General features: G+C 27.6%; 10 protein-coding genes and 2 pseudogenes. All 12 read left to right on the plus strand.

Annotated features, from left to right (window positions below; genetic code table 11):
* The 12 genes and pseudogenes from BMY86_RS00230 (at window position 1) to BMY86_RS00280 (ending at window position 15,775) form a co-directional block, all read left to right on the plus strand.
* A complete protein-coding gene (locus BMY86_RS00230; protein WP_091463485.1) occupies window positions 1–1,263 on the plus strand; it encodes an O-antigen polymerase in 1,263 nt (420 codons plus the stop codon).
* Window positions 1,226–2,365, plus strand: coding sequence for a glycosyltransferase family 4 protein (locus tag BMY86_RS00235; RefSeq protein ID WP_091463486.1), 1,140 nt, complete (start codon window positions 1,226–1,228; stop codon window positions 2,363–2,365). Before BMY86_RS00230 ends, BMY86_RS00235 begins: the two co-directional genes overlap by 38 nt.
* Before the next feature lie 8 nt (window positions 2,366–2,373).
* Window positions 2,374–3,501, plus strand: coding sequence for a glycosyltransferase (locus tag BMY86_RS00240; protein ID WP_091463487.1), 1,128 nt, complete (start codon window positions 2,374–2,376; stop codon window positions 3,499–3,501).
* Between the two features lie 6 nt (window positions 3,502–3,507).
* Window positions 3,508–5,391, plus strand: coding sequence for an asparagine synthase (glutamine-hydrolyzing) (asnB, locus tag BMY86_RS00245; protein ID WP_091463488.1), 1,884 nt, complete (start codon window positions 3,508–3,510; stop codon window positions 5,389–5,391).
* A 3-nt stretch (window positions 5,392–5,394) separates the two neighbouring features.
* Window positions 5,395–7,512 carry a bi-domain-containing oxidoreductase gene (locus BMY86_RS00250; protein WP_091463489.1) on the plus strand — a complete coding sequence of 706 codons (2,118 nt, stop codon included), beginning with the start codon at window positions 5,395–5,397 and terminating at the stop codon, window positions 7,510–7,512.
* 45 nt (window positions 7,513–7,557) lie between these two features.
* Window positions 7,558–9,393, plus strand: coding sequence for an alginate lyase family protein (locus BMY86_RS00255; RefSeq protein WP_091463490.1), 1,836 nt, complete (start codon window positions 7,558–7,560; stop codon window positions 9,391–9,393).
* A complete protein-coding gene (locus BMY86_RS00260; protein WP_245745575.1) occupies window positions 9,380–10,633 on the plus strand; it encodes a glycosyltransferase family 4 protein in 1,254 nt (417 codons plus the stop codon). The genes BMY86_RS00255 and BMY86_RS00260 overlap by 14 nt, the downstream gene beginning before the upstream one ends.
* Window positions 10,626–11,216, plus strand: a pseudogene (locus tag BMY86_RS13155) (sugar transferase); the annotation flags it as partial. The gene BMY86_RS00260 and the pseudogene BMY86_RS13155, both read left to right, overlap by 8 nt.
* 27 nt (window positions 11,217–11,243) lie before the next feature.
* Window positions 11,244–11,837 (plus strand): annotated as a pseudogene (locus BMY86_RS13135) (acetyltransferase); the annotation flags it as partial.
* Window position 11,838: 1 nt separating this feature from the next.
* Window positions 11,839–12,969, plus strand: coding sequence for a DegT/DnrJ/EryC1/StrS family aminotransferase (locus BMY86_RS00270; RefSeq protein WP_091463494.1), 1,131 nt, complete (start codon window positions 11,839–11,841; stop codon window positions 12,967–12,969).
* A gap of 50 nt (window positions 12,970–13,019) precedes the next feature.
* Window positions 13,020–14,960, plus strand: coding sequence for a polysaccharide biosynthesis protein (locus BMY86_RS00275; protein WP_091463497.1), 1,941 nt, complete (start codon window positions 13,020–13,022; stop codon window positions 14,958–14,960).
* Window positions 14,961–15,013: 53 nt separating this feature from the next.
* Window positions 15,014–15,775: a polysaccharide biosynthesis/export family protein gene (locus tag BMY86_RS00280; RefSeq protein WP_091463501.1), complete on the plus strand. Its 762-nt coding sequence runs from the start codon at window positions 15,014–15,016 to the stop codon at window positions 15,773–15,775.

The following is a 15,775-nucleotide window of genomic DNA, read 5'->3' on the forward strand; positions in this document are numbered from 1 at the left end:
ATGTCTTATTTAATTGTTTTAGTCTTTATTATTTTATTTGGAATTTATCTTGCAAGAAAAAATCCGAAGCAACATTTTTTGTTTCTATTTGCATTAGTATTGTATTTTGTTTATTGTTTTTTAGGTCCTTTAAAAACATATCAAACGGGTAATTATGAAAAGCTTGGAGGTAATTATTATGATTATTTCGACTATGGTGTGCAAATTTATTGTATAGCCATATTTTCTTTTATTGTTTCCTATTTTATTGGGTTTTCCTATTTTAAAAAAGAGAAAGTTACCATTCAAAAATTTACTTTAAGTAAAAATGCAAAATATTATTTATATGGATTTTTCTTAATAGTAACTTTTGTTGTTTATAGATTCAGACAAGAAAATCAAAGTGATCAAATTGAAGGTATTTTCAATTACTTGTTATTTTTTGCTGACTCTTTAATATTGGCATTAGCCATATTTTATTATGAAAAAAAACAAAATTTTATCATTATAACATTAACCATAATTACATTTTTTTATTTTTTATTTTTAGGATTTAGGTATAGAGTAATTTTGTTATTTATTGCCTTCTTTTACTTGCTTTTAATTCAAAACAGAATTAAATTTTCAACTATAATAAAATCTACAGTTTTTATCTTCTTGTTTGCCTATATCATCAATTTCATATCGGTTAATAGACAAGTTTTTAAAGAACAAAATTTCGATGAAGTTGTATTGTCTCAGGATAGTCCAAATGATATGTCGGGTTACGATTATTTTTTACATCAAACAGATAATTATTCAACCGATTTTAATGTATTGAAATATATGAACAAATATAAAGTTGATCATGATTATGGGAGCTCTATGTTTTTGCATATTTTAATTAGAATTACTCCGGCAAGTTTGTATTTACACAATAAAAAACCTGAAATTCCTCAACAAGAAATTATTAAAAATTGTTTTAATTCTATTGGCGGACAAGAATCGGGTGCTGCAGTAACTAATATTTTTGCCTATTATATTGCCTTTGGTATTTCAGGTGTAGTTTTTTTTATGTCTGTTTTGGCTTTTATTTTATCCTATTTTTCTAAAAAATTGAATTTAGAATTTACCAGAAATAGAATAATTATTGTATTTATTGCCATGGTTTTATTCCAAATTATTACTCGTGGTTTTTTTCCACAAGAATTTACGCTTATCGTATATTTGTATATTACCTTAAAGCTATTTTATAAAAAAAATAATAATGATCGTTATACTTACAAATATTCCAACGCCATATAGAACTGCTTTTTTTAATGAATTGAATTTGCAATTATTAGAAAGAAATTCAAGCTTACATGTTTTGTATTGCGCAAAAACAGAACCCAGACGTTTTTGGGAATTTAATCCTAGTGAACAAAAGTATAATTTTACGATTTTAAAAGGTTTTCATCCAGAATTTAAGGAAACCTATCCGCACATTAATTTATCTGTTTGTAAAGTTTTAAAGAAATTAAATCCAGAACAAATAATTATTGCTGGTGCTTGGAATACTCCAACTATGTTACAAGCACTTTATTTTTATAATAAAAAAATAAAAAAGTTTTTTTGGAGTGAAGGACATCAAAGCGCACAAAGATCAAGTAATTCGATTGTAAATAAATTAAGAAATTCAATTTATAAAAAATTTGATGGTTTTTTAGTTCCAAATGAAAATTCTAAAAAATATGTTACAGATTTAATCTCACCTAAAATATTACCAATTGGTTATTTACCAAATACTATTGACGAAGAATTTTTTAATGAGAATTTAGTACCAACTCAATCGGAATTAAGATTGAAAAATAATATTTCTTTGCAAAAGAAAATCATTTTATTAATTTCTAGTATTGATGATAGAAAAGGTGTTTTACCATTCGTTGAAGCCTATTTTAGTTTAGAAGAAAATGTAAAAGATGATATTGAAATTATTATTTTAGGAACAGGGGAATTAGAAACAAAATTAAAAGCCTTCCTAACAAAAAATAATATTACTTCCGTTCATTTATTAGGTCATGTTGATAAAATTGTGGTTAGAGAATTTTTAAAAATTGCTGATGTTTTCGCACTGCCAACTAAATTAGACCCAAACCCTTTATCTCCAATTGAAGCTAGTATGATGAAAAAACCATTACTTTTATCAAATAAAGCTGGAAATTTTAATGAATTGCTTTTCTCTTCTACAGGAATTGAAATTGAAGAAATAACAAAAGAATCAATTGCACTAAGTTTGAATAAATTTGCTAATCTTTCCAAAAGTCAATTAAATGAAATGGGGCAAAATGCATATCAAAATGTATTGGAAAATTATACAAGAAAGCAAGCAGCCTATAATCTAATTCAATTTTTAAATTCAACTAAATAGAATAAAAGATGAAAATTTTAATCAATTGTTCCAATTTAAAAGTTGGTGGTGGATTGCAGGTTGCACATTCATTTTTATATGAAATTAAGAATAATACAGAGCATCAATTTATAGTAGTTCTTTCTGATTTTTTAAAGTATCAAATCAATCAATCTGAATTTCCTGATAATTTTAAATTTTTTCATTATTCTATTAAGCCTTCTGCTAAAAAAGCAATAACAGGAACAGATACATTTTTATCAGACATAGAAGATAAATACGAACCTGAAGCTGTATTTTCAGTGTTTGGACCAACGTATTGGCAACCAAAAGCTAAACATGTTTGTGGTTTTGCAAGACCGGATTACATATTTAAAGATTCACCTTTTTTTAAACAAGTTTCATGGTTTTATAAATTGAAGTTAAAATTAATGGAGTTTTTTCATATGTATGATATTAGAAACAATAATGAAATTTTAATTACTGAAAATAAAATTGTTTCTGATATTTTAGCTACTAAAGTAACTCAACCTGTTTTTACTGTTTCGAACTATTATAATCAAGTTTTTGATGATGAAAATCTTTGGGTTAAAAAGTTCAATATTAGGAAAGATAAAGAAACTATTAATTTGTTGAGTATTTCAGCAAACTATCCACATAAAAATTTAGCAATAATTAAGAAAATAATTCCAGTTCTAAAAAACAATTTTCCAGAATTTAAATTTCAATTCATTTTAACTATTGAAAGAGAAGAATTCGGAATTAGTGAAAATGATGAATTAAACAATAATATCGTATTTTTGGGAAAAGTAGCAATAAATCAATGTCCAGACTTATATTCTCAAACAGATTTCTTATTTTTACCCACACTTTTAGAATGTTTTTCTGCTTCTTATTGTGAAGCAATGGTAATGAGAAAACCAATTTTAACATCAGATTTACCATTTGCCAAAAGTATTTGTAATACTGCCGCTTTTTATTTCGATCCATTAGACGAGAACGATATTGCAAATGCAATTGTACATTTGTCCTATGATATAAAATATCAAGAAACATTAATAAATAACGGTCTAGAACAATTGAAAACTTTTGATACAGCAAAACAAAGAGCCGACAAATATTTAAATATAATAATTAACGAAAAAACAAATACTTAAGTTTTCATGTGTGGTATTTTAGGATATTTTGGTTCCAATGTTCAAAATTTTACAAGTAAAGTTTCTCTTGATGCAATTGCTCATAGAGGTCCAGATTTTGCAAATGCAACACAAGGAAATACATATTTTTTAGGGCAAACACGTTTGTCAATTTTAGATTTATCGGAAAACGGTAATCAACCCATGTTCTCTAGTGATAATAAATATGTAATCATTTTTAATGGTGAAATTTATAATCATTTAGAACTTAGATCCGAATATTTACCTAATCAAAACTTTAAATCTACTAGTGATACTGAAACTCTTTTATATGGTTTGATTCACTACGGAATTGAATTTATTTCTAAATTAAACGGAATTTTTGCTTTCAGTTTTTATAATATTGAAACAAAAGATTTTATAATTGCAAGAGATCATTTTGGAATTAAACCATTATATTATTATATAGGAATAAATGAAATTTGTTTTTCTTCCGAATTAAAAGCCATTTTACCATTTAAAAAGGAATTAGAAGTAGATAATTTTGCTTTAAAAAATTATATAAATTTTTTATGGGCACCAGGTGAATTAACACCCGAAAAAGAATTTAAAAAATTACATCAGGGTTGCTATATTAAAGGCAATTCAGAAGAAATGGGAAAAGGTGAAATTGTAAAATATTACCATGTTCCTTTTACTGGAAAGTATCTTCAAAAAACAGAAAAGCAATGGATAGACGAATTAGAGAATAAACTTATTGAATCGGTTCAACGACAAATGTTATCTGATGTTCCTGTAGGTTTTTTCCTTTCCGGAGGTTTAGATTCAAGTTTGTTAGTTGCCATTGCCAAAAAAATACATCCCAATTCTACAATTGAATGTTTTACCTTAAAGACTGAAGAAGTTGAAAAAGAAGGTTTTGCAAGTGATTTTGAATATGCTAAAAGTATTGCCAAACACTTAGATGTAAATTTAAATATTGTTGAAGGAAAAATTGATATTTTAAAAGATTTTGATAAAATTGTTTTTCATTTAGATGAACCTCAGGCAGATCCAGCACCAATTCATGTATTAAATATTTGTAAAGCTGCAAGAGAAAAAGGTATAAAAGTATTAATTGGAGGAACTGCTGGAGATGATGTTTTTTCTGGTTATAGAAGACATGTTGCTATTCCGATTATTCAAAAAATGCAATTAATACCTTTGTTCTTAAGAAAGGTCATTAAAAAAGTTGCTTCTTTGTTTAATCGAAAATCATCATTTGGTAGAAGAATCAATAAATTATTTTATAATATTGATCAACCGATTAATGACACAATGTTAGGGTATTTTGATTGGATTGATAATGAAACTTTAGAAAATTTATTTATTGATAAAAATACAAAAGACAAACATTTATATTTTAAAGAAATTATAAAAAGTATTCCAAACGAAAAATCAAATCTAAATAAAATGCTTTTTTGGGAATTGAATACTTTTTTGGTGAGTCATAATTTAAATTATACGGATAAGTTGAGTATGGCAACAGGTGTTGAAGTTCGTGTGCCTTATCTAGATGTTGAATTAGTTAATTTTTCAACGAATATTCCACCAGAATTTAAATTGAAAGGAAAAGAAGCAAAATATTTATTGAAAAAAGTAGCTGAAAGATATTTACCACATGATGTTATTTATAGACCAAAAACAGGATTTGGCGGTCCGGTAAGAGAGTGGATATTAAATGATATGGATGCAATTATTAATGATTATTTAAGTAAAGAAACAATTACCAAACGAGGAATTTTTAATTACGAAAAAGTCCAACAATTAATTGCAGATAACAAAAAAGGAACAAAAGATGTATCCTATCCAATTTGGTCGCTTTTAGCGATAGAATCTTGGATGAGACAATTTGTAGATAAAAATAATTGATAAATGAAGCAAATAATTCAATCTTTTAAAACAGGTGAAACTATTCTAGAAGAAGTGCCAGCACCAATTGTTAAAAAAGGAGCCGTTTTAATACAAACTGCAAATTCTTTAGTTTCATTAGGTACAGAAAAAATGTTAGTTGAGTTTGGGAAGTCCAATTTGATTTCTAAAGCTAGACAACAACCAGATAAAGTAAAGCAAGTTTTAGATAAAATAAAAACAGATGGTTTAATGCCAACTTTAGAAGCTGTTTTTAATAAACTAGGCGAACCACTTCCATTAGGTTATTGTAATGTTGGAAAAGTTATTGCAGTTGGTGAAGGAGTTTCCGATTTTAAAATTGGAGATAGAGTTGCATCTAATGGACAACATGCAGAATTTGTTTTGGTGCCTCAAAATTTAGTAGCAGCTATTCCAGAAAATGTAACAAATGAGCAAGCAACTTTTACGGTAATTGGATCTATTGGTTTGCAAGGTATAAGATTGTTGAAACCTACTTTTGGAGAAACTATTGTTGTAGTCGGATTAGGTTTAATTGGTTTGTTAACAGCTCAATTACTTAAATCAAATGGATGTAAAGTTATTGGAGTTGATATTGATGACAGTAAATTAGAACTTGCCAAAAAATGGGGTATTATTCCTTTTAATCCGAAATCAAACGATGTTGTAAGTTTTGTTTCAGAACAAACTAATGGAATAGGTGCAGATGGTGTAATTATTACAGCAAGTTCAAAATCTGATGAAATTATCTCTAATGCAGCAAAAATGTCTCGTAAAAGAGGAAGAATAATTTTAGTTGGAGTTACAGGATTAAATTTAAGCAGAGCCGAGTTTTATGAAAAGGAATTATCCTTCCAAGTTTCTTGTTCTTACGGACCTGGAAGATATGATGATAATTATGAAAATAAAGGAATAGATTATCCTTTGCCTTTTGTGAGATGGACTGAAAAAAGAAATTTTGAAGCTATTTTACAAGCTATTTCACAAAATCAATTGCAAGTAGATGAAATGATTTCTGAAATTGTTTTACTTGAAAATTATTTAGACATTTATGGAAATATGGGCAAAAATAATACTATTGCTTCCATATTAAAATACAAAACTTCAGAGTGTAATCCTTCCCATAAAATTCAAATAAATAATAGCCAATTTGAAGGTCAAAAAGGTGTAATTGGAATTGTAGGTTCTGGTAATTTTACAAAAATGACAATGTTGCCAGCTTTAAAAGGTAGTAATGCCAATTTAAAGTATATTGCTAGTCAGGGTGGTGTTTCAAGTACTGTTTTAGCTAAAAAATATAATTTTTCATATTCTACAACGAATTACAAGGAAATTTTAAGTGATAATGAAGTTGATTTGGTATGTATTACAACAAAACACAACATGCATGCTCAACTAACAATTGAAAGTTTAAAAGCCAATAAACATGTATTTGTAGAAAAACCATTAGCTTTAAATTTAGAAGAATTAAATCAAATAATAGAAGCACAAAAAGAATCAAACAAAACTGTTACAGTTGGTTTTAATCGTAGATTTTCTCCTCATGCCATAAAAATGAAATCGCTTTTAGGAAATGCTACGATGAATGTAGTTGCTACAATGAATGCTGGTTTTATTCCAGCAAATGTTTGGATTCATGATATGAAAGTAGGTGGAGGAAGAATTGTAGGTGAAGCATGTCATTTTATAGATTTAATTACATATTTAACGGGAAGTAAAGTTAAATCAGTTTGTATGAATGCAATGCTTACTAATCCCGAAGAAAATACAGATAATGCTACCATTTTATTAAAGTATGAAAACGGATCAACCGGAGTAATTAATTATTTTTCGAATGGTAGTAAAGCTTATTCGAAAGAAAGAGTTGAGGTTTATTCTCAAAATAAAACTTTAATTATGGATAATTTTAGAAAAACAGAAGGATTTGGATTCAAAGGTTTTTCGAAATTAAAAACATCCTTAGATAAAGGTCATAAGAATCAATTTCATAGTCTTATTTCTCAATTACAAATAGGTGGAAATCCATTAATTTCATTTGATGAAATCGTTAACACAACTGAAGCTTCTCTTGCTGCCTTACAAAGTTTGAAAGAAGGGAAATGGATTGATATTAACTTGTAAACTATTATTTTGAAAATAAATTTAGCATTTCAACTGATTAAAAATATGGGAATTCGTTACGTTTCCTATAGAGTTGTATTGTTAATTACTAAAAAGTTAGGTTTATTAAAAAACAAGTTCCCTACAAAACCTAAACAAAGTACTTTCATCACTTTAGCAGATTGGAAAGATACTAAGGCTAAGTTTTTAATTGAATCTAGAGAAAAATTAAATTTTCCAAAAACTCCAAACAAAAAATTAAAAGAAGAAACGTTAAGAATTTTAAATGGAGAAATTTGTTTCTTTAGTTACGATTGGAAAAATATTGGTTTAGATTATAATTGGATTACTAATCCTGATACTAATTATGAATACGATATTCATTTACATTGGACAGATATTCCAGATTTTAAAAAAGAAAATGGCGATATTAAGTACGTTTGGGAAAAATCTCGTTTTGCATTTTTATTGAAAATCATTCGTTTTGATTATCATTTTGAACAAGATAATTCTGAATTTGTTTTTACTCAAATTGAAAGTTGGATAGATAAAAATCCAATAAATCAAGGTCCAAATTGGGTGTGTAGTCAAGAAATATCATTACGCACATTTAATTGGTTATATGCTTTATATTTCTATCAAAACTCCAATGCTTTAACAGAAGAACGATTTCAAAAAATAATGTATGTTATTTATTGGTCTTTACAACATGTATATAATCATATTAATTTTTCAAGAATTGCTGTAAGAAACAATCATGCCATTACAGAAACCTTATTTTTAGCGATAAGTCAAAATTTATTTCCCTTTTTTAATGAAAGTCGAAAATGGTCTGAAATTGGAACTAAATATTTCGAACAAGAAATAGATTATCAAATTTATAAAGATGGTACTTTTCTTCAATTTAGTATGAATTACCATAGAGTAGTAGTGCAATTGTTAACTTTCGGAATAGCATTAAAGGAGATTCATAATCAAAAATTTTCTAAAGTAGTTTATGATAAAGCCTATAAAAGTGTTCAATTTTTATTTGAATGCATGCAAGATGAAAATGGATTTTTGCCAAATTATGGAGCCAATGACGGCGCATTATTTTTTCCGTTAAATGAATATGATTTTAGAAATTATAAACCTCAATTAAATACACTTCATAAACTTTTAACAAATGAAAATTTAATAGTAAATGATGATGTTTATGATGATGAAAATTGGTTTTTATCAAATATAAAATTTGAAAATAATTATGTGCCATTAAAAAGAACGTATGGCATTTTTTCATTTGATTTTGGGGGTTATTATTTAGCAAGAAAACAAAATTCTTTCACTTTCATCAGATGTGGTAAACACAAAGATCGACCTTCTCATGCAGATAATTTGCATCTAGATGTTTGGGTTAAAGGCGAAAATGTGTTACTTGATTCTGGTTCTTATAAATACAATACTTCAGAAAAAAATAGTAATTATTTTACGGGTACTTCCGGACATAATACTGTCTCATTAAATCATGCTTCGCAAATGTTAAAAGGAAGCCGATTTATTTGGTTTTATTGGTCGCAAGCCCAAAAAGCAATGTGGCAAGAAACGGAAAACGAATATGTTTTCGAAGGTATAATTTCAGCATTTCAATATTTAAATCCGAAGACCATACATAAAAGAAAAGTTACAGTTTCTAAAAATGAAGAACTTTGGAACGTAGTGGATGAAGTTTCTTTTGCCAATACTGATTCAATGCAGCAAAACTGGCACTATAATTCAGATAAAATACAATTCCATACTATTGAATTACAAAATGATATTGAATCATATAATTCATCGTATTATGGATTAAAAGAAAAAGGTGAAGGAATTTCTTTTTCTTTCAATAAAAATATTACAACCCAAATAAAATATGTCGAAGAATAATTTGAAAATACTTTTGTTTCATCAATATTTTTTAGAAGAAGATGATCATGGTGGTTCACGTTGGAATGAAATTGCAAAACAATGGACTTCAGAAGGCAATGAAGTTACTGTTATTGCAGGAATGATGCATTATAATTCAAGTAAAAAGAGAGAAGAATATAAGGGTAAGTTTATAAAAGTTAAACAACAAGGTAACGTTAAAGTTATACGTTGTCATGTTTCGGAAAGTTATAATGCTAATTTTTTAGGAAGACTTTGGGGATATTTTTCTTTTGTTTTTTCAAGTTTATTTGCTGGATTATTTAATGCAAAAGGAAAATATGATGTTGTAATTGTCACTTCGCCACCATTGTTTATTGGAATTAGCGGTTATTTAGTTTCTAAAATAAAAAGAGTTCCTTATGTTTTTGAAATTAGAGATTTATGGCCAGAATCGGCAATTGATACTGGTGTTGTTTCTTCAAAATTGATTATTAATATTGCTTATAAGCTAGAGAAATTCATATATAAAAATGCTAAGCTTATTAATGTTTTAACTCCAGCTTTTAGAACTAAATTAATTGAGAATAAAAATGTTCCTTCAGAAAAAATAATATTTATTCCCAATGCAGCTGATTTTAATTTATCTGAAAAATTATTACAAAATTTCAATGTAACAAATTTTAAAAAAGAACATGAATTAGAACATAAATTTGTAATCACATATGTTGGTGCACATGGGAAGGCTAATGCTTTGGAGCAAATTTTATATACTGCAAAGCTATTAAAAGATACAAATGTTTTATTCCTTCTCATTGGAGAAGGTATGGAAAAGAAAAAATTAGTGGAAATTGCGAATAATGAAAAAATTGAAAACGTTCGGTTTGTAGATCCAGTACCCAAATCAGTAGTTTTTGAATATGTTTTAGCCTCTGATATGGGCGCCTCTGTTTTGAAAAACGTTCCTACTTTTAAAACCGTTTATTCCAATAAAACATTTGATTATATGTCTTGTAAAAAGCCAATTCTAATGGCAATAGATGGAGTGTCAAGAGATTTAGTAGAAGATGCAAAAGCAGGAAGTTTTATACTTCCAGAAAACCCAGAAGATTTCGCAAATAAAATTAAATTCTATTTAAATAATCCTCAAAATTGTATTTCTGAAGGAGAAAATGGTTATAAATTTGCCAAAGAAAATTTTGATAGAAATGTAATTGCTTCAAAATATTTACAGCATATAAAAGAATGTATTCATGTATAAAAATATTTTTAAATTTTTATTTGATTTCATTGCTGCTTTAATTGGTTTTATTTTAATATTACCAGTTTTTGTGGGTATTACTATATTATTGTTTTTTGCAAATAATGGTAAACCTTTTTTTGTTCAACGTAGACCTGGAAAAAATTGTAAAGTGTTTTCTATTATCAAGTTCAAAACCATGAACGATAAAAAGGATAAATATGGTAATTTATTACCAGATGCTGAACGATTAACGGTTGTTGGAAATTTTGTACGCAAAACTTCATTAGACGAAATACCGCAACTATTAAATGTTTTAAAAGGAGATATGAGCTTAATTGGTCCTAGACCTTTATTAACCGATTATGTTCATTTGTATAATGACTTTCAAAATCAAAGACATAATGTTAAACCTGGTATAACTGGTTGGGCACAAGTAAATGGTAGAAACGCTATTTCATGGGATAAAAAGTTTGAATTAGATGTTTATTATGTAAACAATATTTCTTTTTTATTTGATATGAAAATTCTTTTTTTAACTGTGAAAAAAGTAATTAAATCTGAAGGAATTTCATCTGAAAATGCGGCTACAATTGAACCTTTTACAGTGCTTCCAGATGTTTATTTATATGGAGCTGGTGGGCATTGTAAAGTTGTTTTAGATATACTTTTATGTGAAAATAAGTTTAATGTAAAACAAATATTAGATGATGCTCCAAATGATAATACTATACTTGGGGTTTCTGTTGTAAAAGAATTTAATAAAGCAGACTTTTTAAATAAAAATTGTATCATTACAATTGGAAATAATCAAATACGAAAAAAAATTGCTAATTCAATAAATGCTAATTTTATCATGGCTATTCATCCTAATTCAGTAGTTTCAAATTTTGCCAAAGTGGGTAAGGGTACTCAAATAATGGCAGGTGCAATTGTAAATTCCGATGCAGTTATTGGAGAACATTGTATTATTAATACAGGAGCAATTGTTGAACACGATTGTGAATTAGGAGATTATGTGCATATTTCACCAAATGCTACTCTTGGTGGAAATGTAAAAGTTGGCGAATTAAGTCAAGTTGGTTTAGGAGCTACTATAATTCAAAATATTACAATTGGTAAAAATGTTATGATTGGAGCAGGAGCTGTAATTATTGAAGATATTCCTGATAATGCTATTGTTGTTGGAGTACCTGGAAAAGTAGTAAAATATAAAGAAGTTTAAAATGCAACAAGATAAAATATGGTTATCATCGCCCCATATGGGTGGAAATGAACAAAAATATGTTAACGAAGCTTTTGATACGAATTGGGTAGCCCCTTTAGGTCCGAATGTGAATAATTTTGAAACGGATTTAGAAAAGTATTTAAATCAAAATGTTTTTGTAGGTGCTTTAAGTTCAGGTACTGCAGCTTTACATTTAGGATTAATTTTATTAGGAGTTCAAGCTGGTGATGAAGTAATTTGTCAATCGATGACATTTTCAGCATCTGCCAATCCAATAGCCTATTTAGGAGCAACACCAGTATTTATAGATAGTGAATTAGATACTTGGAATATGTGTCCGATTGCATTGGAAGAAGCCATAAAAGATAGAATTTCTAAAGGGAAAAAACCAAAAGCAATTATTCCAGTTCATTTATACGGAATGCCAGCAAAAATGGATGAAATTAGAGCGATTGCCAATCAATACGAAATTCCTATATTAGAGGATAGTGCTGAAGCGTTGGGTAGTTCTTATAAAGGTCAGAAATGTGGAACATTTGGTGATATATCGGTATTGTCATTCAATGGAAACAAGATTATCACAACTTCAGGTGGTGGAGCAATGGTTACCCATTCTAAAGAATTAAAAGACAAAGCAGTTTTTCTTTCAACTCAAGCAAGAGACAATGCACCACATTACCAACATTCACATATTGGTTACAATTATCGAATGAGCAATGTTTGTGCGGGAATTGGTCGCGGTCAGATGGAAGTTTTAGATGATCATGTTCATTTGAGAAGAAAAGCACATGATTTTTATATGAATTTTTTCCAATCAATTGATTCAGTAAAAGTATTACATGAACCTAGTTCTGATTTTTATTCCAATCATTGGTTAACGGCAATTGTATTGGATTCTTTCGAAAAAAGAGAAGCATTGCGTTTAGCTTTCGAAAGCCAAAATATAGAAACTAGACCCTTATGGAAACCAATGCATTTACAACCAGTTTTTGCAAATGCACCATACTATGGAAAATCTGTTTCTGAAGATTTATTTAATAATGGATTGTGTTTGCCGTCAGGCTCTAATTTATCTGAGGAAGAATTTTTAAGAATTGAAAAAGTTTTAAGTGATTACTTTACGTTGTAAATCTAGTTTCATACGTAAATTTTGTTACATTTGTAACCCAATTTTTTACAGTGAATAGTAATAAAACATCATATAAATCGATATTTTCAGATTTATTTTCAAAAGATAAAATTTTACATTTTGGATATTTGCCAAGATGGATCATTTTTTCTATTGATATTGCTATTGTTATAATTGCCAATATTGTTACCTACTTTTTAATTTCTCAATTAACGTTTAAATATTACAATACACTTGATTTAACGGGAAGAGCATTAATTATTTTAGCGACACAAATATTTTTCTTTTTTGCATTTAAAACCTATGCAGGAATTATTAGACATTCAACATTAAATGACGGTTATAATTTATTTAAGGCTACTTTTAGTTCTTTTTTGGCATTAACGGTTTTAAATTATGTGCATTTTTATAAAGCTGGCGCTAAAATATTTTTAATGCCTGCTTTATTTCTAACATTTTTATTTTCATTTATTTTTTTACTTTTTTTCAGAATTGTTGTTAAAGTAGTTTATCAAATTTATTTGGATGCGAGTAATCAAAATAATTTAGAAAATATCGTTATTTATGGTACAGATTCTAATGCAATATCTTTGGCAAATGCTATAAATGCAGAATATCCAAAACGATATAAATTAGTTGGTTTTATTGATAAGTATAATAAAAACACCACTAAAACAATTTTAAATGTTCCTATTATTTCTCATGATAAATCTATTGAGAAGATTTTGGATTCATTAGATGCGAAAAATTTAATTATTGCAGATAAAAATATTCCAAGCAAATTACAATTATTAATTGTTGATCAATGTTTACAACACAATATTAAGTTATTGAAAGTTCCAGTTGTAATGGATTGGAATACTAAAAAAATTAGTAATAGCTTAAAAACTTTTGAAATTTTAGATTTATTAGATAGAAAACAAATTGTATTAGACAATTCAAAAATTTCACAGCAAATTACCAATAAAGTAGTATTAATTACCGGTGCTGCAGGTTCTATTGGAAGTGAGATTGTTAGACAAGTATTGAATTTTTCTCCATCAAAAATAATTTTAATTGATCAAGCTGAAACACCATTACATCAATTAACGTTAGAATTAAGTAAAGTTACCATTGAAATTGTTCCAATAATAGCTGATGTTCGTGATAAAGAACAATTAGAAAGAATATTTAAAAGTTTAAACCCACATTTTGTTTTTCATGCTGCTGCCTATAAACATGTTCCTTTAATGGAAACTAATCCAAATCAAGCTATTTTTACTAATGTTGTAGGTACCAAAAACTTAGCTGATTTAGCCGTTAAATTTAAAGTGGAACGTTTTGTTTTTATTTCTACTGATAAGGCTGTGAATCCTAGTAATGTTATGGGAGCAAGTAAAAGAATTGCAGAAAAATATGTTCAATCGTTATCCATTTATTTGGATCAAATGGGTGAATCTTCAACTAAATTCATTACTACTCGATTCGGAAATGTTTTAGGTTCAAATGGTTCGGTAGTGCCCTTATTTACTAAGCAAATAAATGAAGGTGGACCAATAACAATAACACATCCAGATATTATCCGATATTTTATGACGATTCCTGAAGCTTGTCAACTCGTTTTAGAAGCTGGCGCTATGGGTAATGGAAGTGAAATTTTTATTTTCGATATGGGTAAACCCGTAAAAATTATAGATTTAGCTCATAAGATGATAAAATTAGCAGGCTATGTCCCGGAAGAAGATATAAAAATTGAAGTTGTTGGATTAAGACCAGGTGAAAAATTATATGAAGAATTGTTAACTGATGCATCTACAACATTACCAACACATCATCAAAAAATAATGATTGCTAAAGACATTACAGAAAACTATATTTCATTAAATGAAGATGTTTTAGAATTGATCAATTGGGCTAATGAAAATAATATAGATACTTTAGTCAAAAAAATGAAACAAATTGTACCTGAATTCGTGAGTTTAAATTCAAAATTTGAAAAGTTTGATAATTAACGGAATAAGAAAATTTATCAATTAAAAAATTATATTTGTAAAAAATGCATTTCATGAGTAAATATATATATCTACTTTTAGTAGTTTTCACTTCATTAGTTTCTTGTACATCACCTTCTAAAATGGTGTACTTAAACCAATCGAGCAAAATTGAATCTAATGTAAAATTTGAAACTACATTACAACCAGACGATCAATTATTAATTATTGTCACTTCAGAAAATCCTGAAGCTGCATCTCCATATAATTTAAAAACGATTTCTTATCAAGGAAATTCTGAAAATGTAATTCCGCAAGAAAGAAATCAAGCGTATATTGTTGATCAAGAAGGAAATATTGAGTTTCCAATGTTAGGTACCATTAAAGTTGGTGGATTAACTCGAATTGAAGCTACAAATAAAATCAAAGAATTGCTTAAAAACGGACATATTTCTGATCCAATAGTAAATGTGAGATTATTGAATTTCAAAATTTCAGTTTTGGGAGAAGTAGCTAAGCCAGGCGTTTATCAAATTTCAGGTGAAAGAATTACATTAGTTGAAGGATTAGCATTGGCGGGTGATTTAACTATCTATGGAAAAAGAAATAATATTTTATTGATAAGAGAAAAAAATGGCGTAAAAACCTATGAAAGAATTGATATTACTAAAACGGATTTTATCAATTCACCAAACTACTATTTATCACAAAACGATGTAATTTATGTTGAACCTAATAAAACAAAAATAAATTCTTCAGCTGTAGGTCCTAATTTAACAATAGGTATTTCTGCACTTTCATTAGTAGTTACTATATTAGCTTTAACAATTAAATAG

This window comes from Flavobacterium urocaniciphilum (genome assembly GCF_900110615.1).
Taxonomy (GTDB): domain Bacteria; phylum Bacteroidota; class Bacteroidia; order Flavobacteriales; family Flavobacteriaceae; genus Flavobacterium; species Flavobacterium urocaniciphilum.

Coding starts and splice junctions, on each gene's coding strand:
- BMY86_RS00230 (WP_091463485.1), top strand. CDS start 1: ATGTCTTATTTAATTGTTTTAGTCTTTATTATTTTATTTGGAATTTAT.
- BMY86_RS00235 (WP_091463486.1), top strand. CDS start 1,226: ATGATCGTTATACTTACAAATATTCCAACGCCATATAGAACTGCTTTT.
- BMY86_RS00240 (WP_091463487.1), top strand. CDS start 2,374: ATGAAAATTTTAATCAATTGTTCCAATTTAAAAGTTGGTGGTGGATTG.
- asnB (WP_091463488.1), top strand. CDS start 3,508: ATGTGTGGTATTTTAGGATATTTTGGTTCCAATGTTCAAAATTTTACA.
- BMY86_RS00250 (WP_091463489.1), top strand. CDS start 5,395: ATGAAGCAAATAATTCAATCTTTTAAAACAGGTGAAACTATTCTAGAA.
- BMY86_RS00255 (WP_091463490.1), top strand. CDS start 7,558: ATGGGAATTCGTTACGTTTCCTATAGAGTTGTATTGTTAATTACTAAA.
- BMY86_RS00260 (WP_245745575.1), top strand. CDS start 9,380: ATGTCGAAGAATAATTTGAAAATACTTTTGTTTCATCAATATTTTTTA.
- BMY86_RS00270 (WP_091463494.1), top strand. CDS start 11,839: ATGCAACAAGATAAAATATGGTTATCATCGCCCCATATGGGTGGAAAT.
- BMY86_RS00280 (WP_091463501.1), top strand. CDS start 15,014: ATGAGTAAATATATATATCTACTTTTAGTAGTTTTCACTTCATTAGTT.